This is a genomic window from Rhodovulum visakhapatnamense (assembly GCF_004365965.1).
Taxonomy (GTDB): Bacteria; Pseudomonadota; Alphaproteobacteria; order Rhodobacterales; family Rhodobacteraceae; genus Rhodovulum; species Rhodovulum visakhapatnamense.
The window spans coordinates 82,740-103,392 of sequence record NZ_SOEB01000012.1; the positions used below are offsets into that span (position 1 = coordinate 82,740).

General features: G+C 70.0%; 18 protein-coding genes and 3 pseudogenes. 4 read left to right on the forward strand and 17 right to left on the reverse strand.

Annotated features, from left to right (window positions below; all coding sequences use genetic code 11):
* Window positions 1-124: 124 nt before the first annotated feature.
* The 16 genes and pseudogenes from EV657_RS12235 to EV657_RS12310 form a co-directional block, all read right to left on the reverse strand.
* On the reverse strand, window positions 125-334 hold the full coding sequence (locus tag EV657_RS12235) for a TOBE domain-containing protein (RefSeq protein ID WP_075786134.1): 210 nt from the start codon (window positions 332-334) through the stop codon (window positions 125-127).
* A 187-nt stretch (window positions 335-521) separates the two neighbouring features.
* The gene (locus tag EV657_RS12240; RefSeq protein ID WP_134078036.1) at window positions 522-3,647 is read right to left on the reverse strand and encodes an efflux RND transporter permease subunit; all 3,126 of its coding nucleotides are present in this window, start codon (window positions 3,645-3,647) and stop codon (window positions 522-524) included.
* A 3-nt stretch (window positions 3,648-3,650) separates the two neighbouring features.
* The gene (locus EV657_RS12245; protein ID WP_134078037.1) at window positions 3,651-4,859 is read right to left on the reverse strand and encodes an efflux RND transporter periplasmic adaptor subunit; all 1,209 of its coding nucleotides are present in this window, start codon (window positions 4,857-4,859) and stop codon (window positions 3,651-3,653) included.
* 207 nt (window positions 4,860-5,066) lie between these two features.
* Complete coding sequence (locus EV657_RS12250) at window positions 5,067-5,486, reverse strand: Fur family transcriptional regulator (RefSeq protein ID WP_279587390.1); 420 nt, start codon at window positions 5,484-5,486, stop codon at window positions 5,067-5,069.
* 36 nt (window positions 5,487-5,522) lie between these two features.
* Window positions 5,523-6,179 (reverse strand): annotated as a pseudogene (locus tag EV657_RS12255) (metal ABC transporter permease); the annotation flags it as partial.
* Between the two features lie 88 nt (window positions 6,180-6,267).
* The gene (locus tag EV657_RS12260) at window positions 6,268-7,011 is read right to left on the reverse strand and encodes an ATP-binding cassette domain-containing protein (protein ID WP_243837579.1); all 744 of its coding nucleotides are present in this window, start codon (window positions 7,009-7,011) and stop codon (window positions 6,268-6,270) included.
* Between the two features lie 31 nt (window positions 7,012-7,042).
* Window positions 7,043-7,207: pseudogene (locus EV657_RS12265) on the reverse strand (metal ABC transporter substrate-binding protein); the annotation flags it as partial.
* Between the two features lie 193 nt (window positions 7,208-7,400).
* Window positions 7,401-7,970 (reverse strand): HNH endonuclease family protein, encoded by a 570-nt coding sequence (locus EV657_RS12270; protein WP_208323263.1) that lies wholly within the window; start codon window positions 7,968-7,970, stop codon window positions 7,401-7,403.
* Window positions 7,971-8,441: 471 nt separating this feature from the next.
* A complete protein-coding gene (locus EV657_RS12275) occupies window positions 8,442-9,026 on the reverse strand; it encodes an HNH endonuclease (RefSeq protein ID WP_075786126.1) in 585 nt (194 codons plus the stop codon).
* A 356-nt stretch (window positions 9,027-9,382) separates the two neighbouring features.
* Window positions 9,383-10,222 (reverse strand): ATP-binding cassette domain-containing protein, encoded by an 840-nt coding sequence (locus tag EV657_RS12280; RefSeq protein WP_134078040.1) that lies wholly within the window; start codon window positions 10,220-10,222, stop codon window positions 9,383-9,385.
* The gene (locus tag EV657_RS12285; protein WP_208323265.1) at window positions 10,215-11,234 is read right to left on the reverse strand and encodes an ABC transporter ATP-binding protein; all 1,020 of its coding nucleotides are present in this window, start codon (window positions 11,232-11,234) and stop codon (window positions 10,215-10,217) included. The genes EV657_RS12280 and EV657_RS12285 overlap by 8 nt, the downstream gene beginning before the upstream one ends.
* Window positions 11,234-12,112, reverse strand: a complete 879-nt coding sequence (locus EV657_RS12290; RefSeq protein ID WP_134078042.1) for an ABC transporter permease — start codon at window positions 12,110-12,112, stop codon at window positions 11,234-11,236. Before EV657_RS12290 ends, EV657_RS12285 begins: the two co-directional genes overlap by 1 nt.
* Window positions 12,109-13,116 (reverse strand): ABC transporter permease, encoded by a 1,008-nt coding sequence (locus EV657_RS12295; protein WP_134078044.1) that lies wholly within the window; start codon window positions 13,114-13,116, stop codon window positions 12,109-12,111. The genes EV657_RS12290 and EV657_RS12295 overlap by 4 nt, the downstream gene beginning before the upstream one ends.
* Window positions 13,117-13,207: 91 nt before the next feature.
* Window positions 13,208-14,778 (reverse strand): annotated as a pseudogene (locus tag EV657_RS12300) (ABC transporter substrate-binding protein).
* 222 nt (window positions 14,779-15,000) lie between these two features.
* Entirely contained in the window at window positions 15,001-15,753 is a 753-nt protein-coding gene (locus EV657_RS12305) for an IclR family transcriptional regulator (RefSeq protein WP_075786121.1), read from the reverse strand.
* Window positions 15,750-15,950 carry a hypothetical protein gene (locus tag EV657_RS12310; RefSeq protein ID WP_134078045.1) on the reverse strand — a complete coding sequence of 67 codons (201 nt, stop codon included), beginning with the start codon at window positions 15,948-15,950 and terminating at the stop codon, window positions 15,750-15,752. The genes EV657_RS12305 and EV657_RS12310 overlap by 4 nt, the downstream gene beginning before the upstream one ends.
* Window positions 15,951-16,026: 76 nt before the next feature.
* On the opposite strand from EV657_RS12310, the gene EV657_RS12315 reads away from it, so the two are divergent.
* From EV657_RS12315 to EV657_RS12330, 4 genes are all read left to right on the forward strand, one after another.
* The gene (locus EV657_RS12315; RefSeq protein WP_134078047.1) at window positions 16,027-17,310 is read left to right on the forward strand and encodes a KamA family radical SAM protein; all 1,284 of its coding nucleotides are present in this window, start codon (window positions 16,027-16,029) and stop codon (window positions 17,308-17,310) included.
* A 222-nt stretch (window positions 17,311-17,532) separates the two neighbouring features.
* Window positions 17,533-18,639: an NAD(P)/FAD-dependent oxidoreductase gene (locus tag EV657_RS12320; protein ID WP_134078048.1), complete on the forward strand. Its 1,107-nt coding sequence runs from the start codon at window positions 17,533-17,535 to the stop codon at window positions 18,637-18,639.
* Window positions 18,608-18,907 (forward strand): 2Fe-2S iron-sulfur cluster-binding protein, encoded by a 300-nt coding sequence (locus EV657_RS12325; RefSeq protein WP_134078050.1) that lies wholly within the window; start codon window positions 18,608-18,610, stop codon window positions 18,905-18,907. The genes EV657_RS12320 and EV657_RS12325 overlap by 32 nt, the downstream gene beginning before the upstream one ends.
* A complete protein-coding gene (locus EV657_RS12330; protein ID WP_134078051.1) occupies window positions 18,900-20,342 on the forward strand; it encodes an FAD/NAD(P)-dependent oxidoreductase in 1,443 nt (480 codons plus the stop codon). The genes EV657_RS12325 and EV657_RS12330 overlap by 8 nt, the downstream gene beginning before the upstream one ends.
* A 93-nt stretch (window positions 20,343-20,435) precedes the next feature.
* Here the strand turns inward: EV657_RS12330 and EV657_RS12335 are convergent, their stop codons facing one another.
* Window positions 20,436-20,618 (reverse strand): hypothetical protein, encoded by a 183-nt coding sequence (locus EV657_RS12335; protein ID WP_075786117.1) that lies wholly within the window; start codon window positions 20,616-20,618, stop codon window positions 20,436-20,438.
* Window positions 20,619-20,653 lie beyond the last annotated feature (35 nt).

A 20,653-nucleotide genomic window follows, 5' to 3' on the forward strand; every position in this document is an offset into this window, starting at 1 on the left:
TCCTTCCATTCCTTCGATAGGACCACGCCACCAAACCCTGGGATCGAACAGCTTGGCGTTCGGGGGCGAAGGCCGCGCGGGTGCGGGCCGGGGGCAGGGCCGTCCCTCCCCCCAACCCGGCGGATCAGTCCTTGCCGACCAGAACGTCGGTCGACTTGATGATGGCGCTGGCCTTGTCGCCGACCCTCAGATCCAGATCGGTGGCGGCCTCGTTGGTGATCGAGGCAGTGACGATGGCCCCGCCGCCGACGTCGATCTTGACATGGGTGGTGACGGTCCCGGTTTCGACCGCGGTTACGGTCCCGGTAAGGATGTTGCGTGCGCTGAGTTTCATCTTGTCATTCCTGTCCCGATGGGCCGGCCCGCTGGACCGGCGCGTCCGGCCTGCTGCCGGACCATCTTGATCGGACGCGGCAAGGTCTTTTGCAATATAAGAAAAATCTACATAACGGCTCCCGGGCCGCAGAGGGCGCTGCGCCCGCCCGGCCCTTTCTCGGCCGGGCGGGACGCGGTCTGCGGCCTTAGCCCCGGGCCTCGTCGGGCGCGGGGCGCGACGGCTGCGGGCGCAGCCGGGCGACGGCGGTCAGAACGGCAACGTAGAAGACCGGCACCATCACGATGCCGAACAGCGCCGAGAAGACGATGCCGCCGAGCATGCCGATGCCGATCGAGTTCTGCGCATTGGCTCCGGCGCCGCTGGCCAGCGCCAGCGGCAGGATGCCGAAGCCGAAGGCAAGCGAGGTCATCAGGATCGGCCGCAGCCTCTGTCGGGCGGCGGTGACCGTCGCCTCGACCAGCGCCTGGCCCTGCCGCCGGAGGGTCTCGGCGAATTCGACGATCAGGATCGCGTTCCGCGCCGCCAGACCGATGGTCGTCAGCAGGCCGACCTTGAAATAGACGTCGTTCGACTGACCCAGCAGCCAGGTCGCCAAAAGCGCCCCCAGCATCCCGACCGGCACCGACAGCATCACCGCGAAGGGCACCGTCCAGCTTTCGTAAAGGGCGGCGAGCGCGAGAAACACCACCAGGGCCGACAGCGAATAAAGCAGCGGCTCCTGATTGCCCGACAGCCGTTCCTGATAGGACAGCCCGGTCCAGGCGACGCCGTAGCCGCCGTCCGCGCCTGAGACGAGCTCTTCCATCGTTTCCATTGCGTCGCCCGAACTGATCCCCTGTGCCGGGGCGCCCGAGAGTTCCATCGCCCGGGTGCCGCCATAGCGGTCGAGCGAGGGCGTCACCGAGTCCCACACCCGGGTCACGAAGGCCGAAAGCGGGACCATCTCGCCGCCGGAATTGCGCACATACCAGGCGTCGATATCCTCGGGCTGCATCCGCCAGCGCGCGTCGCCCTGCACGATCACCTCGCGCAGGTCGTTGCCCAGCGGGAAGTCGTTGACATAGGTCCCGGCAAAGACCGTCGCCAGCATCCCGTTGACGTCGGACAGCGACACGCCCAGCGCCTCGGCCTTCTGCTGGTCGATATCGAGCCGGAGCGAGGGCTTGGTGGCGTCGTCATTGCCGCGCAGGTTGGTGACGCGGCCATCGGCGGTCGCGGCGGCCACCAGCCGGTCGGCCGCGGCCTTCAGCGCCTCTTGCCCGGTCCCGGCCTGATCGACCAGATACATGGTAAAGCCCGACGAGGTACCCATGCCCGGGATCGCGGGCGGTTGCATCACGTAGATCTGCCCGAAGCGGTTCTGGAAGAAGGCGCCGTTGGTCCGGGTGCTCAGCGTCTCGGCGTCAAGCCCGGGCCGGTCGGCATAGTCGCGGAGCTTGACGAACATCATCGCCGCGTTCTGGCCGCTGCCGCCGAAGCTGAAGCCGACCGCCGAGAAGACCGAGTCGACCGCGCCGCCGGTGGCGGTCAGCATGTGGTTTTCCAGCGCCGCGACCGCCTCTTCGGTCTGGGCGGTGGTGGCGTGCTGGGGCAGCTCGATGGTCGCCATCAGCACCCCCTGATCCTCCGTCGGCAGGAAGGACGAGGGGACCTCGCGATAGACGAGCCCGGCGCCGATCCCGACTGCGGCCAGCACGATCAGCATGCGGAACGGCCGCCGGGAAAACCGCGCCACGCTGCCGCCATAGCCGCCGGTCAGCCGGTCGAGCCCGGCATTGAACCAGCGCAGCGGTGCCAGCTGCGCATGGCCGTCTCCGGGCCTCAGCAGGGTCGCGCACATGGCGGGCGTCAGGATCAGCGCGACCAGCAGCGACAGCACCATCGCCGAGATGATCGTCACCGAGAACTGCCGGTAGATCACCCCGGTCGAGCCCGACATGAAGGCCATCGGCAGGAACACCGCCGACAGTACCACCACGATGCCAATGAGCGCGCCCGAAATCTCGGCCATGCTCTTTTCGGTTGCTTCGCGGGGTCCAAGACCCTCTTCGGCCATGACCCGCTCGACGTTCTCGACCACCACGATGGCGTCGTCGACCAGCAGCCCGATGGCCAGCACCAGCGCGAACATGCTGAGCGTGTTGATCGACATGCCCAGCGCGGCCAGCACCCCGAAGGTGCCCAGCAGCACGACCGGCACCGCGATGGTCGGCACCAGCGTCGCGCGCCAGCTTTGCAGGAAGAGAAGGATCACCAGAAAGACCAGAACGATGGCCTCGCCCAGGGTGTGATAGACCTGCTCGATCGACTGCTCGACGAAAGGCGAGGTGTCATAGGGGTATTCGACCGCCACGCCCTCGGGCAACGAGGCCGTCAGCCCGCCGATGGTGGCGCGGACCCGGCTGGCGGTCTCGACCGCATTGGCCCCGGTCGCGAGGTTGACCCCAAAGCCCGCCGCGGGCTTGCCGTTGAAGCGGCTGGAGCTGCCATAGCTTTCCTCGGCCAGCTCGATCCGGGCGACATCGGCCAGATAGACGCTGGATCCGTCGGGTTCGGTCTTCAGCAGGATGCGCTGGAAGTCCTCGACCGAGCTGAGCTGCGACTGGGCCGACAGCGACACGGTAATCTGCTGACCCTCGACCACGGGCTGCGCGCCCAGCGAGCCGACGGTGACATTGGTGTTCTGCTCGGCCACGGCGCCGGTCACGTCGGCGGGCGTCAGCTGGTACTGGAAAAGCCGGTCGGGATCGAGCCAGATGCGCATCGCATATTGCGTGCCGAAGACGTTGATCGACCCCACGCCCTCGGTCCGCTGCACCGCGTCTTCGAGCGTCGAGCTTAGCAGATCGCCCAGTTCCACCGAACTGAGGCTGCCATCCTCGGACACGAGCGCGCCCACCATCAGGATCGAGCTGGTCGAGCGGGTGACCGCCACGCCCTGCTGGGTGACGCTGGCGGGCAGCTTCGACTGCACCAGCTGCAGCTTGTTCTGAACCTGCACCTGCGCCATGTCGGGATCGACCGTGTCGTCGAAGGTCAGCGACACGCTGGCCGAGCCTTCCGACGAGGTCGAGGTCATGTAGGTCAGCCCGTCGAGCCCGGTCATGCCGTCCTCGATCACGGTGGTCACCGAATTCTCGACGGTTTCGGCCGAGGCGCCGGTATAGCTGGCCGAGATCCGCACGGTCGTCGGCGCGATGTCGGGATATTGCGAAATCGGCAGCGTCGCGAGGCCGAAGGCCCCCACCAGCATGGTGACGATGGCCAGCACCCAGGCGAAAACCGGGCGTCGGATGAAGAAGGCGGCCATGGTCTAGTCCTCCGCGCCGGACGACGCGGGGGCGGCGTCCTGCACCAGCCCGTTTTCATCAAGCGTGGCGGTCACCGGCCGTACCTTCTGGCCATCGCGCATCGATTTCAGCCCGTCGACGATCAGCTTGTCCCCGGGCGCGATCCCGTCCTCGACGATCCAGCTGTTGCCGGTGCTGCCGATCTCGGTCAGCGCGGTTTTCCTCGCGGTGCCGTCGGCGGCCAGAACGAAGGCGTTCAGCTTGCCCGAACTGTCGCGCTGGGCCGCGCGCTGCGGTACCAGGAAGGCGTCGACCGAGCCCAGCGTGACCTCGCCCCGGACGAACATGCCGGGCAGGATCAGCCGCCGCGGATTGTCGAAGCGAAAGCGCACGCTCATGGTCCCGGTCGAGGTCGCGACGCTGGTTCCCGGCGTCACCAGCTGACCCTCGCCCTCGTAGCTCTGGCCGGTTTCCAGCACCAGCCGGGCGCGGAGGCGGTCGTTCATCTTCAGCGTTCCGGCCTCGATCTGGCCGCGGATCGACAGGATCCGGGCGCTGGTTTCGATCATGTCGACATAGATCGGGTCAAGCCGGGTGACGGTGGTCAGCGCGTCGCCTTGCGCCGCCGTGACCAGATCGCCGACCGACACCGCCGAGATGTCGGGCACGCCCTCGATCGGGCTGCGGATCGTGGTCCAGGACAGCTGGGTGCGGGAATAGTCGAGCGCGGCCTGGGCCGCGTCGAGCGTGGCCTTCGCCTCTTCCAGTTCGGCCCGGGCGGCGTCGACCTGGGCGGCGGAATAGTTGTTGCCCTCCAGCTTGAGCGCCCGCTCATAGGCGGATTGCACGACCGGCAGATTGGCCTCGGCCTTGGCCAGATCGGCCGCGTCGGCGGCGACCTCGGCGCGGTAGGCCGCATCGTCGATCCGGTAAAGCGGATCGCCCACCTTCAGCGGGCGGCCGGGTTTGTAGGCCACCTCTTCGACGACGCCGTCGACCCGGGGCCGGATCTCGACATCCTCGAAGGCCACGGCCCGGCCGGGCAGGGTGACGGTGCGCGGCACCTCCTGGCGCTGCATCTCGATCACGCCGACCTGCATCGGAGGCGCGCCGCCGGTCGCGGGCTCCTGGGCAAGGGCGGCGGGGGTCAGCCAGACAAGTGCGGCCAGCACCGCAAGACAATCGAGCGGGGACCGGAACGGCAGCGACCGGGTCAAGGAGATGAGTGACATGCAATATCCGTAAGAGGGTCAAAGGGGGGCGGAACCTGCCCGGTGCTACGCAACACATGCCGAAGGGGCAACGACACCGACCATAACGGTTGTGTTACGGCGCTGGCGAGGAATTCCGTTGGTGACGGCGCAAATCCGGCCGGAAAGGGCGCTGGAGGACGGCTGGAGGGCGGCTGGAGGACGGCTGGAGGACGGCCCGGCCCTGCCTCAGCCGCGCGTCTTGCGGACGTAGAGCTCCATCCGGTGATGGACGATATCATAGCCCGGTTTCGCCGCGATCCGGGCCTGCGGCTCTTCGATCCGGTCCGAGCGGAACTCGACCGCCTCGCCGGTCCCGATGTCGATCATGTGGTCGTGATGGGCGGTCTCGGCGCGTCCGAAACAGGCGGACGCGCCCTCGAACTGGTGGCGCTGGATCACGCCCTGATCCTCCAGCGCGCTCAGCGTGCGGCAGACGGTCGGCAAGGACAGCCCCGGTGCGCGGGGCTCGGCCCGGCGGTGCAGCTCGGCCGCGTCGCGATGGTCCTCGGCCTCGGCCAGCACGTTCATCAGGGCGGCGCGTTGCCGGGTGACGCGGATCCCGGCCGCGCGCAGCGCCCGGGTCAGCCTGTCGCTTCGGTCCTGCAGGACGGTCTTCCTTTCGGTCGCTCCGGGCCCCGGCGCTCAGCCCGCGCCCCTCGCGCCGCGCGAGGCGGCCCTTGTCCGGTGCAGACGCCGCCCGAAGGCCGTCGCGAAAAGCGCCGTGAGCACGAGAATGACCGTCGCCGCCGGGGCGCTGTCGATATGGAAGCTGGCATAGGTGCCGCCCAGCATGGCCGCAAGGCAGACGGCGACCGAGACGACCGGCATCGGCCCGAAACTCTGCACCAGCAGAAAGGCGATGGCACCAGGGGCGATCAGCAGGCCCACGGCCAGGAGCAGCCCGGTCGCCGACAGCGTTGCGACGATGGTCAGCGACAGCGCCGTCAGAAGCCCGTAATGCAGCACCCCGACCGGCAGGCCCGAGGCCTTGGCCTGGCCCGGGTCGAAGGTACGCAGCATCGGGTCCTTCCATTTCGCGGCCAGCGCCAGCGTCACGCCAAGCGAGATCAGCCCTGCGGTCTACAGATCCTGCGGCCCGGCGCCCGGCGTGTCGCCGAACAGGATAGGGTCGAGATGGGCGCTGGAGGGGAAGGCGGCAAAGAGGATGACCTCCAGCGCGAACATCCCCGAACAGACGACGCCCATTCCCGTGGCGCGCTTGATCCGGCGGTTCTCGGCCAGATACCCGGTGACAAGCGCGCTGGTCACCCCCGCCGCAAAGGCGCCGAGGATCAGGGGATAGGCGAAGGGTTCGAGCAGGCGCATTGCGCGCCCTCACGGTCCTGGGTGCGGTCGCCATATTGCACCAGAGGACGCTCGTCATCGGTCAGGATCGAAATCTGGCGCGGGGCGTCGTCATCGTGCAGCTTGGGACCGCCCAGCGTGAACTGGCGCAGCACGCCGCCGAAGGCGCGTTCGAGGTTCGCGCGGGTGAAGGTCGTCGCGGTCGGCCCGTCGCCGGCACTGTGCCCCGCACCGGCACCGCCCGGTCGCAGAATTCGAGCACCGAACCCAGATCATGGGTCGAGACCAGCATCACCCGGCCCTCGTCCCGCAACGCGCGCGGCAGCGCCGCGATCTGCTCTTCGGTCTTGACGTCGACCCCGGTGAAGGGCTCGTCCAGCGGGATCACCCGGCCGTCCTGTGCCAGCGCCCGGGCCAGAAAGACCCGCCTTTTCTGCCCGCCGACAGCTCGCCGATCTGGCGGTGGCAAAACGCCGTCGAGCCGACGCGATCGCGCGCGGTCGACCGCTGCCCTGTCGGCCGCACGCGGACGCCGCGGAAAGCCCATATGCCCGTGGCGGTCCGTCATCACCGCATCCTCGACCAGCACCGGGAAGCACCAGCCGACCTCCTCGGCCTGCGGGACATAGGCCAGCAGATTGCGCCGCAGCGCCTCGCGCCCGCCCAGTCCCAGCCGCCGGATCTCGCCCCGCGCGACCGGAACGAGGTCCATGATCGTCTTGAAAAGCGTCGATCTCCCGGCGCCGTTCACGCCAGCGAGCGCGGTGATCGTGCCGCGCGGATCGGCCTCTGTCGCGGGGATGTCGTCGGCGGTCGGGCGGTGCACCATGGGGCTCCTGTCCAGAGCGGCGGGGGCATCAGTTCGCGACCGTCGTCTCAAGCAGGCCGCGCGCCACGGTGTCAAAGGTCACGCGCAAGAGGTCGAGACAGGTCGGCACCGGCCCGGTCGGATCGCTGAGACTGTCGACATAAAGCGCCCCGCCGAAGGCCGCCCCGGTCTCTCGTGCCACCTGCCTGGCGGGATCGCCTCGCGGGATCTGTGCGAGATACGTACCTGTCCCTTGCGCAAGAGGGGTCTTGGCGTTGGTGTCGGGGGCCGACATGTATCCGGCCTCATGATGCGGCCGTCGTCACGCCGGGGGCCAGCATGGCGGTCGCGGGCCGGACCAAGATCAAAGCCGTGTGTTCGAAGGTCCGACCTGCCGGTCTCGGCCGTCATGTCCCACAGACCTGTTCGGTCAACGCCGCCAGATCCCGTTTTTCCGCGGCCGAGTGCACCAGCCCGTAGGCCTTGGCGATCCGCCGGAACCGCAGCACGTACTGGCAGCGGAAGACCTGATCGGGCGGCAGCCAGTCGAGCGGCCCCCGCGCGCCCTTCGAGCGGTTCGCCGAGGCGGTGACGGGCAGCAGGTTGACGGGATCGAGCGCGAAACGGGCGCGCTTCGCGGACGGCCAGCTGGCGGCGCCATGGCCCCAGGCATAGCGCAGCGGCACGATGTGATCGATGTCGAGATCCCGGGCTTGTGTCACCACCCGCCCGGTATAGGGCGCGATCCAGCGGCCGTGGCGCACCGAACAGCCCGAGGGCGCCAGTGTCACCGGCACGGTGGAAAGACCCGCCAGCAGCTCGGCCCGGGTGTCGAGGCAATCGCCATCGGGATCGGCCCAGCCCGCGCCGAAGGCCGCGCGGCTGTAAGGGGCGGTCGTGGGATCGGGGGCCTGCGCGACCGGCGTGCAGGTCAGAAGCGTGACGCTCAGCAAAAGCAGGGGAAGACGACGGAACAACGGGGCGGAATCTTTAGACTCTTTACTCGACCTGGCCCCCCCGGGATCCGGGTGAATGCCGCTTCGGCCCGGGGAAACTCATACGGGTCCCGTCATGACCCCGCAGCGCGCGAGGATCAACTGTCGCGGCGCCTTTTGCGCCCGCGCCAGTCCTGCGCCTCGTCCGGATGCGGCAGGCGCCCCGGCGCGGCGACCCGATCGCGCGGGGTGCCGTTCGCCCGGGTCAGGCGGCCGACGGTGGCCCTCGTCCGAGAGCGGCTCGCCTGGTCACCGCCCGGTCGACTGGCAGGCATGGTCAGGCCGGGGCAGGCCTGCTCGGTTGCGCCGGGGGATCGCCGGGATCAATAGGCCTCATGGGGGCGCATGCCCGGTGCCTGACACCTTCCTGGAGAGGGGCAGGTCCATCGGCTGTGCAAAAGGCCGTTCGGTGGAAAACGTGGTTGCCGTGGCGCGCGCCGCGCCGGGCGCGGATCAGGCTTCGAGCTCGGCGTCCCAGTAGAGGAAGTCGAGCCAGCTGTCATGCAGGTAGTTCGGGGGAAACTTGCGGCCGACATCGCGCAGCTCGGTCGCCTGGGGACGGCGCGGGGCGCGGCGAAGCGACATGCCCGCCTGGCGCAGGCTTTTCGAGCCCTTCCGGAGGTTGCAGCGCGAACAGGCGGCGACGACGTTTTCCCAGCTGGTGATGCCGCCCCGGGCGCGGGGCACCACATGGTCGAAGGTCAGATCGCCCTTGCAGCCGCAATACTGGCAGCTGAATTCGTCCCTCAGGAAAAGATTGAAGCGCGTGAAGGCCACGCGCTTCTGCGGTTTGACGAAATCTTTCAGCACGACGACAGAGGGTATTCGGATCGTCCGGGTCGGACTTCGGACGACCTTGTCGTATTCGGCCACGATGTCGACCCGGTCGAGGAAGGCCGCCTTGACCGCCTCCTGCCAGGGCCAGAGCGACAGCGGATAGTAGGACAACGGGCGGTAATCGGCGTTCAGGACCAGCGCCGGATGATGCTTGAGAGAGCCTGGCTCCCGCACGAACGAAGTTCTGAAATCGCCATCCATGGTGAGACTCAGCCTCTGCCCCGTCTGCCTGCCCGGCCCCGAGACGGGACGTGCCCGCCCCTTGCCTTGCGTTTGACTATATATGGCGTTTGCCACCTGACAAGCCCCGCAGATGCGGTGGCCCTTGGGGCGGTGACTAAAGGCTTTGCGTAACGGCGTTGTGACGCCGGACCGCGCGGTGCCACCGGGATGTGCCTGCGAATTGTGCAAAGCGACCGGTTTCTCATGCCTTGGGGCCCAAAAGACCTGCCGCGCGCGGGGCGTGAACCGGGGCATTACCCCCGGGAATCGCCCAATTCAGCAGGCGGAGGCCCGGCCGCGGTCCGGGGCTGGGGGCGACCCGGGGGCCGGAGGTCTCAGTCGGTCCCGGTCGTCCTGCCGGCGGACCGCAAGGGGGCCCCGAGGTCGGGGGCCGCGTCGATCAGCCTCCGGGCACAGGCGGTGCGAGGGGCGTCGAAGATCTGCGCGGCCGGTCCTTCCTCGACCAGACGTCCCTGACGGATCAGCGCGATCCGGTCGCAGAGGTAACGCACGACGGCCAGATCGTGGCTGATGAACAGATAGCCGAGCCCCAACCGGTCCTGCAGATCGATCAGCAGGTTCAGCACCTGTGCCTGCGCCGAGACGTCGAGCGCCGAGGTGGGCTCGTCCAGCAGCAACAGCTCGGGCCCCGCCGCCAGCGCGCGGGCGATGCCGATCCGCTGGCGCTGGCCGCCGGAAAGCTCGTGGGGAAACCGGCGCAGGTGATCGGGCCTCAACCCGACCGTCTCGATCAGTTCGGCCACCCGCGCGCGCCGTCCGCGCCGGTCGAGCCCGACGGTGTCGCGATGCACCAGCATCGGCTCGGTCACGATCTCTTCGGCGGTCATGCGCGGGTTCAGCGCGGCCTGCGGGTCCTGGAACACGATCTGTACCCGGGCGCGGAAGGCGCGCAGCGCGCCCGGCCCGAACCGGGCCACATCGGCGCCGCGATAGAGGATCTGGCCCGCATCGGGGCGCTCGAGCCGCAGGATGATGCGGGTCAGGGTGGACTTGCCCGCGCCGCTTTCGCCGACGACGCCGAGGCTTTCGTCCTGTGCGATCCGCAGGCTGACGCCATCGAGCGCCACCACCTCGGGGCCGCGGGCCAGCAGGCTGCGGCGCGGCCGGTATAGGCGCGAGACCCCGCGCAGCTCCAGAAGCGGCGGATCAGCCATGGGCGGGCGCGTCCGGATGGGCGCAGGCGACGGCATGGCCCGCGCCAAGGGGGCGCAGCGGGGGCCGGGCGGCGCGGCAGGCGGGGGTCGCCCTCGGGCAGCGGGGCGCGAAGCGACAGCCTGGGGGCGCGGCCAGCAGGTCGGGCACGGTGCCGGGCAGGGCGCGCAGCGTGCCGCGCGGGGTGTGCCGCCCCGGAACTGCGGCCATCAGCGCGCGGGTATAGGGATGGGCCGGGCGGTCCAGCACCTCGACGACCGGCCCGGTCTCGACGATGCTGCCCGCATACATCACCGCGACATGGCTGCAGGCCCGCGCCACCACGCCCATGCTATGGGTGATCAGGATCATGCCGAGGCCGCGATCGGCCGCCATGCCCTGCATCAGCGCGAGGATCTGCGCCTGAACGGGCACGTCGAGCGCCGATGTGGGCTCGTCGGCGATCAGCAGGTCGGGCGCGCCGATCAGCGCCATGGCGATCAGCACCCGCTGCCGCATCCCGCCCGAGAATTCGTGCGGCCAGGCGCTCAGCCTCTGGCGCGCCGAGGCGATCCCGACCCGGTCGAGCATCGTGGCCGCCAGCGCCCGGGCGGCCGTTCGGGCGGGGCCTGGGCCCAGCAGCGCGGGATCGTGGCGGGCCGCGGCCAGCGCCACGTCGGCCAGCTGATCGCCGATCCGCATCGTCGGGTTCAGGCTGGTGGCGGGGTCCTGCAGGATCATCCCGATCCGGCGGCCGCGCAGCGCCCGCATCCGGCGTTCGGACAGTGCCATCAGGTCCTCGCCGTCCAGCCGCACCTCGCCCGCCGGATAATGCGCGGGCGGGCAGGGCACCAGGCGCGGGACGGACAGCCCGGTCAGCGTCTTGCCGCAGCCGGATTCGCCCACCAGACCCCAGATCTCGCCCCGCGCGATGCGGAGTGCGACGCCGGTCAGCACCTGCGCCGGGCCGTCGCGGGTCGCCATCGTCAGATGCAGGTCGCGGATTTCCAGCAGCGGGGGCATCAGCGGGGGCATCAGCGGCCTCCGCGCGGATCGAGGCTGTCGCGCAGCCCGTCGCCCAGGAGGTTGAAGCCGAAGACCGCGACGAAGATCGCAAGGCCCGGGGCCATCGCCACCCACCACATGTCGGGCATGTAGGCCCGCGCCGTGGCCAGCATCGTGCCCCATTCCGGCACCGGCGGCCGCACCCCGATGCCGATGAAGCCAAGCCCGGCCACCATCAGGATCGCAAAGCCCATGTCGAGCGACATCTTGACGATCACCGGCGAGACGCAATTGGGCAGGATATGGCGGACCAGCACCCGCGCTTGCGAGGCGCCCATCGCGCGGGCGGCGGTGACATGGGGGCGCTCGCGCGCGGCCAGAACCTCGCCACGCAGGAGCCGCGCATAGCCCGGCCACCAGCCCAGCGCCAGCGCCAGCACCATGTTCTGGAACCCCGGCCCCAGCACGGCCGCGACGGTCATGGCAAGGATCAGGTTCGGAACGATCAGCATGAGGTCGGTCAGCCGCATCAGGATCTCGTCGATCCAGCCGCCGAGAAACCCGGCGATGCCGCCGATCAGAGTGCCGGTGGTGCCGCCGATCAGCACCACGGAAAAGCCTGCCAGCACCGAGACCCGGGCGCCCGCGAGGGTCAGCGACAGCACGTCCTGGCCCAGCTCGTTGGTGCCGAAGGGATGGGCCGCCGAGGGCGGCTGAAACCGGGCGGCGGTGTCGATGCCGCCCGCGACATGGGCCGGATAGGGCGCGAGAAGCGGGCCGAAAAGGGCGAGCGCCAGCACCAGCGCCACGAGCCCTGCGCCCAGCAGCGACAGCCGGTTCCGCCCGAAGCGGCGCAGGGCGCGCGGGCGGCGGGCGGCGGGCCTCGGCAGGCGGGTCCCGGCCGTCATTCGTAGCGCACCCGGGGGTCGATCAGCCCGTAGGCCAGGTCGACCGCCAGATTGACCGCGATGAAGATCAGCCCGGTGACCAGCGCCACCCCGATCACCGGCATCATGTCCTGGCTGAGGATCGCGCGGGTCGCGTAAAGTCCGAGCCCGGGCCAGTCGAAGACCGTCTCGACCAGCACGGTGCCGCCCAGCAGCCAGCCGAAATAGAGCCCGATCACCGTCAGCGTGGCCGAGACCGCGTTGCGGCCGATGGTCTTGATCAGGATCTTGCGGCGCGGCAGGCCCAGCGCGCGGGCGGCGGTCACATAATCCTGCGCCATGACCTCGATCGCCGAGGCGCGCATCATCCGCAGGATCGCCGCCAGCGGCGACAGCGCCAGCGCCAGCGCGGGCAGCGCGAGATGGCGGCAGGCAGCGCCCAGCGTGGCCCAGTCGCCCGCCAGCGCCGCGTCGAGGGTGACAAGCCCCGTCACCCGGGGCGGCGGCAGGGTCACGACGGGCAATTGCCCGCCCAGCGGCAGCCACATCAGCCACATCGCGAAGACCAGTTGCAGCAGCAGCCCCAGAAAGAACCGCGGCACCGAGATCGCGCCGATGGCCAGCACCTGGCCAAGCCGGTCGGGCCAGCGGTTCTGCCAGAGCGCGGTCAGAAGCCCCAGCGGCAGCCCCAGCGCGATGGCCAGCGCCATCGCCGCCAGCACCAGTTCCAGCGTCGCGGGCAGATAGATGGCGATGTCTTCGGCGACCGGGTGCCGGGTCATCAGCGAGCGCCCCAGATCGCCCCGGGCCAGCCCCGCGACATAGCTCAGGTACTGGTCCCAGACCGGCCGGTCGAGCCCGAATTCCTGCGCCAGCGCGGCGCGTTCGGCCTGCGTCGCGTTGGGGCCCGCGGCCAGCCCCACCGGGTCGCCGGGCAGCAGCCGGGCAATGACGAACATGATCGCCGTCAGCCCGACCAGCACCGGACCCAGCATCAGAAGGCGGCGAAGAAGAAAACGAAGCATGCAGCGGATCTCGGCGAAAAGAGGACGTCGGCGGACCCCGGTCGCCAGATGCGCCCGGGGCGGCAGGGCCGGGGTCCGGGCGCGTCCGGGCTCAGACCAGCGACAGCGGCCAGCACTCGATGGCATTCGCGGCGACCGGTGTGAAGACATGGCCCCGCACCGCGTCGCGGAGGCCGAGCTTGCGCCGTTCCTGCACCCCGAAGAGATCGGGTGCATCGGCGACCACCTTGCGCTGGAAGTCGCCATAGATCGCCTTGCGGGCCTCGATGTCGGTTTCGGTGCGGCCCGCCTCGATCAGCCGGTCGACCTCGGGATCGGCAAAGACCGGGTTCTGCCAGTTGCCGTTCGAGGCCGAATGATAGGCGGCATAGGCGAAATTGTCCGGGTCGCCGTAATTCGCGGTCTGATAGACCGGGAAGAAATCCGGCAGCGTATCGGGGCTGGCGCAGGCGGCGACCATTTCGGGCCAGCGCATCGGCTGGATTTCAAGCGTGATGTTCAGCGCCCTGAGGCTGTCCAGCAGCACCAGCGCATAGCGCCGCTGCTGTTCGAGATTGGCGGAATAGACGATCTTCAGCGAGATCCCGCCCTCGGGCGTCGCGGTCCGCGCCAGATGGGCACGGGCGGCGTCGGGGTCGTGGCGGGGCACCGCCAGATCCGGGTCGTGCCCCAGGATGCCCAGGGGCAACGGGCCGACCATCAGATCGGCATACCCGGCGGTATCGCGCAGCGCGTCGTAATCGAGCGCATGGGAAATCGCGCGGCGCATGTTGATATCGGCCAGCGGACCGCGGCGGGTGTTCATCTTGATCGTGAAGGTGCGGTATTCGGGTTCGATCACCCGCACCACGCCCGGCGCGCCTTCCAGCGCGTCCATGTCCTCCGAGGTCAGGTCCAGCGCGACATGGATTTCGCCCCGTTGCAACAACAGCCGCTCGGTCGCGCCCTCCCGGGCGATGCGCCAGATCACGCCGTCGAGAGTGCCGCCGCCGCCCTGCCAGGCGGTCGGGGCCCGGACAAAGCGGTAAAGCGCGCCGGGCCGGGCCTGCTGCAGCGCGAAGGGACCCGAGCCCGCGGTCTGTGTCATCAGCCAGCTCTGGCCGTCATCCTCGCCCAGATGCGCCTCGACCGCGGCCTTCTCGACCACCGGAAACCAGGGCAGCACCTGCAGGAAGGCGGCGAAGGGCGCGGCCAGGGTGATCCGCACTGTCGCCGGGTCGACCGCGTCGAGCCCCCGGGGGTGAGGATGCCCCGCAGCATCCAGGAATTGCCCTTGGCCAGACGCAGCGCCCGGGCGAAGGAATAGACCACGTCTTCGGCCGTCACCGGGGCGCCGGAGTGAAACCGCGCCGCCGGGTCCAGATGGAATTCATGCGTCATCCCGTCGGCCGAGCCGTCCCAGCTGCGGGCGAGTCCCGGCACCGGCCGGGGCGGATTGCCAGAGATGCGCAGCAGCGGATCGTAGACATTGCGCATGAAGAAGGCGGGAGCATAGCCGGTCGCGGTGTGGGGGTCGAGATTGGGAAAATCCTGCCCCGAGGCGATCACCAGAACCCGGGGCGCCTGGGCGTGAAGGCGGCCTGGCAGGGCAGCCCCGGCAACCCCCGCTCCGGCCAGCAGCAACAGGTCGCGCCGCCCGAGCGCGCGAAACGGGTCGGTCATGATGTGGTCTCCGAGTTAAAGGCGCCCGTTCCGGGTCTCGTTTTGCGATGTTGTCTTTCCCGGTCTGGATAAGGGACCGTAACGTCACCTTCATCACAGACGATGCAGCAGATCGGCTGCGGCATGATGTCGCTGTGGTCGCGGGCGCAGCGCCGGACCGATGCGCCCTGCAGGACGCCGCCTCTGAAGATCGGGCCGAAGCCGGGACGTCAGGCCCCCGGTTTACGCGGGAACCCTGCGCTCGGCCGCGGCGCGGAACAGCGGATCGCCCACCGCTTCGGCGATGCCTCCGGCGCTGTCGATCATGGCGTCGATCATGGCGTTGCGTTCGGCGTCCGAGACGAGATTGTGCGGATAGACCAGACAGAGGCTGACCGCCTCGGAGGTCACCGGATCGCCCACCGCCACGGCAAGCCCGTCGACCCCGGGCGTGGTCTCCTGAGACGATAGGGCGTAGCCGGTGCGGCGGATCCTATCGAGCTGGGGCGCAAGCCGTTCGGCGATGGGACCGTCGGGATAAAGCAGCGCGACCTCGGCCGGGGCCAGCCGCGCCAGCAGGCTGCGCCCGGTGGCGCAGCGCTCGGCCGGAAGCTTGTTGCCGATGCTGGCGCCGACGCGAAGCGCGTTCGTGCCCTCGAAATCGGCGATGGCCAGCACCTGGCGGTTGTCGCGGATCGACACATAGCCGGTATGGCCGAAGGCCTGGCTCAACTCATGGACGGCGGCCCGCGCCCGCCCGATCACACCCGAGGAATAGCGGAACGCGGCCGAGAGATTCAGCATCATGCGGCCCGGACGGTGGCGGCGGCTGCCACCGATCTCTTCGAGCATCCCGGTCTCGCGCATCGACTTCAGAAGTCGCGAGGCCGAGGCCTTTGGCAGCCCCAGCCGTTCGGAGACCTCCGACACCGTCAGGTCGGTGCAGTTATTGCCGAAACAGCGCAGCACCAGTGCCGCATTCTCCAATATCGTCATTCCACCAGTTCCAGAAAAACGGAACAACCGTTCCAATATTCGAAACAATTATCGGCCTGAGACGACGCGTCAATCGTGAAATGGGTCACAAACAAGGCAACGTCGCTGCGTTTTTGCCGCTGCTCGCGGCGGATCGGGCGGAAAACAGCCCGCGGCTCCCCCGTGGCTCCATTGAATTCGGCGGCGTTTGAGGGCATCCAGCGGGTCTCGGGGTCGGGGCGCGCCCGGTCGACCGCCGCGCGACGGCCCGCTTTCCACCGGACCTTGCCAGCGATGACCGAGACCCCCTTTTCCGACAGGCCGCCCGCCCGCGACGGCAAAACCGGAGCGCCAGACAGCGCCGCACCGTCCGCACCGTCCGCACCGCCCCGCGAGGCTGCGCGACGGTCGGCCTTTCCCTCGAGCCCCGGGGCGCGCGCCTTCCGGCGCCGGGTCTTTCCCGAGGCGACCGCCGCCGACTGGAGCGACTGGCGCTGGCAACTGCGCGCCCGGATCCGGTCGCTGGACGGGCTCGAGCGGGTGTTTCGCCTGACCGAGGACGAACGGGCCGCAGTCGCCCGGCACAAGGGCGGGCTGCCGGTCGGGATCACACCCTATTATGCCAGCCTGATGGGGGCCGACGATCCGGCCGAGCCGCTGCGGCGCACCCATATTCCGGTCGGTCAGGAATATCTGCGCCTGCCGGGCGAGTCCGACGATCCGCTGGGCGAGGACCCGGCCAGCGCCGTGCCCGGGCTCGTGCACCGCTATCCCGACCGCGCCCTGTTCCTGGCCACCGGCACCTGTTCGACCTATTGCCGCTATTGCACGCGCTCGCGGATGGTCGGCCAGACCGGGGGCGAACAGCAGATCTCGGCCCGTCACTGGGAGCGCGCCTTCGCCTATATCGAGGCCACGCCGCAGATCCGCGACGTGCTGGTGTCGGGCGGCGATCCGCTGACGCTGTCGGACGACAAGCTCGACTATCTTCTGGGGCGGCTGCGCGCGATCCCGCATGTCGAGTTCATCCGGATCGGCACCAAGGTGCCGCTGGTGCTGCCGATGCGGATCACCCGGGCGCTGACGCGGATGCTGCGCAAGCACCATCCGCTGTGGATGTCGGTGCATTGCACCCATCCCGCAGAACTGACCCCCGAGGCGACCGAGGCGCTGACCCGGCTGGCCGATGCGGGCCTTCCGCTCGGTGCGCAGACCGTGCTGCTGAAGGGCATCAACGACCATGTCGAGACGCTGCGGACGCTTTACCGCGAGCTTCTGCGGCGGCGGGTCCGGCCCTATTACCTGCTGCAATGCGACCCGATCACCGGCTCGGGCCAGTTCCGCACCCCGGTCGAGACCGGGCTGGATCTCATCGACGGGTTGCGCGGCCATCTGACCGGCTATGCGGTGCCGCAATACATCATCGACGCGCCCGGCGGCGGCGGCAAGGTGGCGCTGGTGCCCGACCATATCGAGGGGCGCGACGGCGACGACCTGCTGTTGCGCAATTTCGAGGGCCGGATCTACCGCTATCCCGATCCCGGCGGCCGGATCGGCGCGGAAAAGCCGCGGTCCTGAACGGGGGCGGTCAGGGCCTCCGGGGTGCCTGCGCAAGGAGCGGCGGTCCCGGGAAGGCCCGGATTTCGCGCATCCCGGGCGGTCCGCAGGCGGAGTTGCGTAGGGCCCGGGGGAAAATGCCGTTACGTTCCCGGGCGGCTCGACGGCGGGTCGGAAACCGGCTATCCGGGGTGCAGGGAGGCCACGCCGTGCCGCGCTGGGGACGGGCACGAAAGGGCTAGGATGGACAGCGAATACGCCATCATCGGCGGCGGAGTCGTCGGCCTTTCGGTCGCCTGGGGGCTCTTGCTTCGGGGTCGTCGTGTCATTGTCATCGACGGCGGCGACGGGGCGCTCAGTGCCAGCCGGGGCAATTTCGGCCTGATCTGGGTGCAGGGCAAGGGCCTGAACGAGCCGCGCTATGCCCGCTGGACCCAACGCTCGGCTGCGGCCTGGCCCGGATTCGCGGCCGATCTGGCCGAGGCGGCCGGACGCCCGGTCTGGGTCGAGCAAAAGGGCGGCTACGATATCCAGTTCAGCGAAGAGGGGCTTGAGGCGACGGCCGCGCGTTATGAGGGCCTGAAGGCCGCGCTGGGCGGCGACTATCCCTTCGAGATCCTCGACCATGCGGCGCTGCGCCGGGAAGAACCCGCGACCGGGCCGCGCGTGGCCGGGGCGATCCTGCACCGCCAGGACGGGCATGCCGACCCGCTGGGGCTGCTGGCCGCCTTGAACGAGGCGGTGCGGCGCGCGGGCGGGTCGGTGCTGACCGGCCGCCAGGTGGCCGGGGTCACGCGCGACGGGGCCTTCCGGCTGACCTGCGCCGACGGCACCGTCCTCGAGGCGGGCAGGGTGGTGCTGGCCGCCGGGCTCGGCGCGGCCCGGCTTGGGCCCGCTTTCGGGTTTCGCGCCCCGGTGCGGCCGCAGCGCGGTCAGGTGCTGATCACCGAAAAGCTGCCCCGGCTTCTGAACCGGCCCTCGGTGATCGCCCGGCAGGTGCCCGAGGGCGGCATCCAGATCGGGGCCACCAACGAAGAGGTGGGCTTCGACGACGGCGTGACCCGGCCGGGTCTGGCCCGGCTGGCCGCCGATGCGGTGGCGGCCTTTCCCGCGCTCGCGCGGGTCCAGCTTTTGCGCAGCTGGGGCGCGCTCAGGGTCATGACCCCGGACGGGCTGCCGGTCTATCAGGAAAGCGCCGCGATGCCCGGGGCCTTTCTTGTGACCTGTCATTCCGGCATCACGCTGGCGGCGGCCCATGCGCAGGTCCTGCCCGACTGGCTCGAGGGGACCGATGCGGCCCCCAATCTGGAGGTATTCCGTGAAGACCGTTTCAACCTTCCTGTCGCTTGAGGCACCCGGTCCCCGTGTGCGGGTCTGGCTGGACGGGGCGCCGCTGCACCTGCCGCACGGCGCGAACCTGGCCGCGGCCTTGCTGGCGGCGGGGGTGAACACCTTCCGCGGGACCGCCTGTTCGGGGGCCCCGCGCGCGCCCTATTGCATGATGGGGGCATGCTTCGACTGCATGATCGAGGTCGAGGGCGAAACCCGGCAGGCCTGCCTGCTGGAAGTGGCCGAGGACATGCGCCTGACCCGCCCGGGGGCGCCCGGCGATGCATGAGACCGACCTTGCCGTCATCGGCTCGGGTCCGGCTGGCATGGCGGCGGCGGCCGAGGCGGCCGGGCTCGGGCTGAGGGTCGCGCTGCTTGACGACCAGCCGCGCCCGGGCGGGCAGGCCTATCGCGATGTCGACCGGGTCGGTCCGATGCGCGGCGCCGTGCTGGGGCCGGACTTCGTCGATGGACGGCGGCTGACCGCGGCGCTGGACGATCCGCGCATCTCGCATCTGGGGGGCGCCGGAGTCTGGGCGATCGAGCCGGGCTTCACGATCTGCTATTCCCGGGAGAATGCGGCGCGGCTCTTGCGCGCGCGACGGGTGCTTCTGGCGACCGGCGCGCTGGAACGGCCGATGCCGGTGCCGGGCTGGACCCTGCCCGGGGTGATGACCGCCGGGGGGGGGCAGATCCTGCTGAAACAGGCGGGGCTGGTGCCGCGCCGCTCGGTGCTGGTGGGCACCGGGCCGCTCTTGTACCTCTTCGCGGTGCAGATGGTGCGGGCCGGGATCAACCCGGCTGCGCTGATCGAGACCCAGACCCGGGGCGATCTGGCCCGCGCGCTGCGCCATATGGGCGGGCTTTTCGGCGGTTGGGGGTACATGACCGAGGGCTGGCGTCTGCTGCGGGTGTTGCAACGCGCAGGCGTGCCGCGCATCGTCGGCGCGCAGGAGATCGTCATCGAGGGCGAGGACCGCGCCGAGGCGGTCCGCTTCCGCCGCGGCGGCGCCCAGCACCGGCTGCCCTGCGATACCGTTTTCCTGCATCACGGCGTCGTGCCGAACCCGCAGGCGGCCCGCTCGCTGGGGCTCGACCATCGCTGGGCGCCGCGTCAGCAGTGCTTCGTGCCGGTCTGCGATGCCTGGGGCGAGGCGGCGGCGGCAGAAGGTGGTGTCGAGGGTGTTTTCTTGGCGGGCGACGGCGCCGGGATCGGCGGGGCCCGCGCGGCCGAGCTGCAGGGGCGGCTGGCCGCGCTTCGGATCGCCGAGGGCCTGGGCCGGATCGGCAGCGACGAGCGCGACGGCCGCGCGAAACCGCTGCGACGGCAACTGCGGCGCGAACTGGCGGTGCGGCCGTTTCTCGATGCGGCCTATCCGCCCTTCGCCGAGGCGCTTCGGCCCGACGACACGACGATGGTCTGCCGCTGCGAAGAGGTGACGGCGGGCGAGATCCGCCGGGCGGCCGCGCAGGGATGCCCGGGCCCGAACCGGCTGAAAGGCTTCCTTCGGGCCGGAATGGGGCCGTGTCAGGGGCGGGTCTGCGGGCTTGCGGTGACCCAGATTCTGGCCGAGGCGACGGGGCAGAGCCCGGACGAGACCGGCTATTTCCACATCCGCCCGCCGATCAAGCCGCTGACGCTGGGCGCGCTGGCTGCGCTGGCCGAAACCGGCGAGGCGGTCGGGACCGACAAGACCGCTCCGGGGCAGGGCGACGCCGCCTGACCCCGTGCCCCCGGCGCGAAAAGGCCCGCCTCGAGGCGGGCCTTTCCGGTCTCACGCATGCGGCCTGAGAACCGGCCAGGGCGGTCCGGGCGCTCAGGCGGCGCGGCGGCGACGCTCCCAGGCCAGGAACACGATGGCGACCAGCGCGGCGATGGCGGCGGTGCCTTCGAGGGCACTGATTTCCGGCACCGAGGTCGTCGTCGGCGGCTGGAAATTCGAGGCGTGGCTGGCGGTCGCGGCGATGGTGGCAGCAAGGGCAGTCAGAATGGTCTTCATGGAACGTCTCCCTCTCTTGGGTTCAGAAATGACGG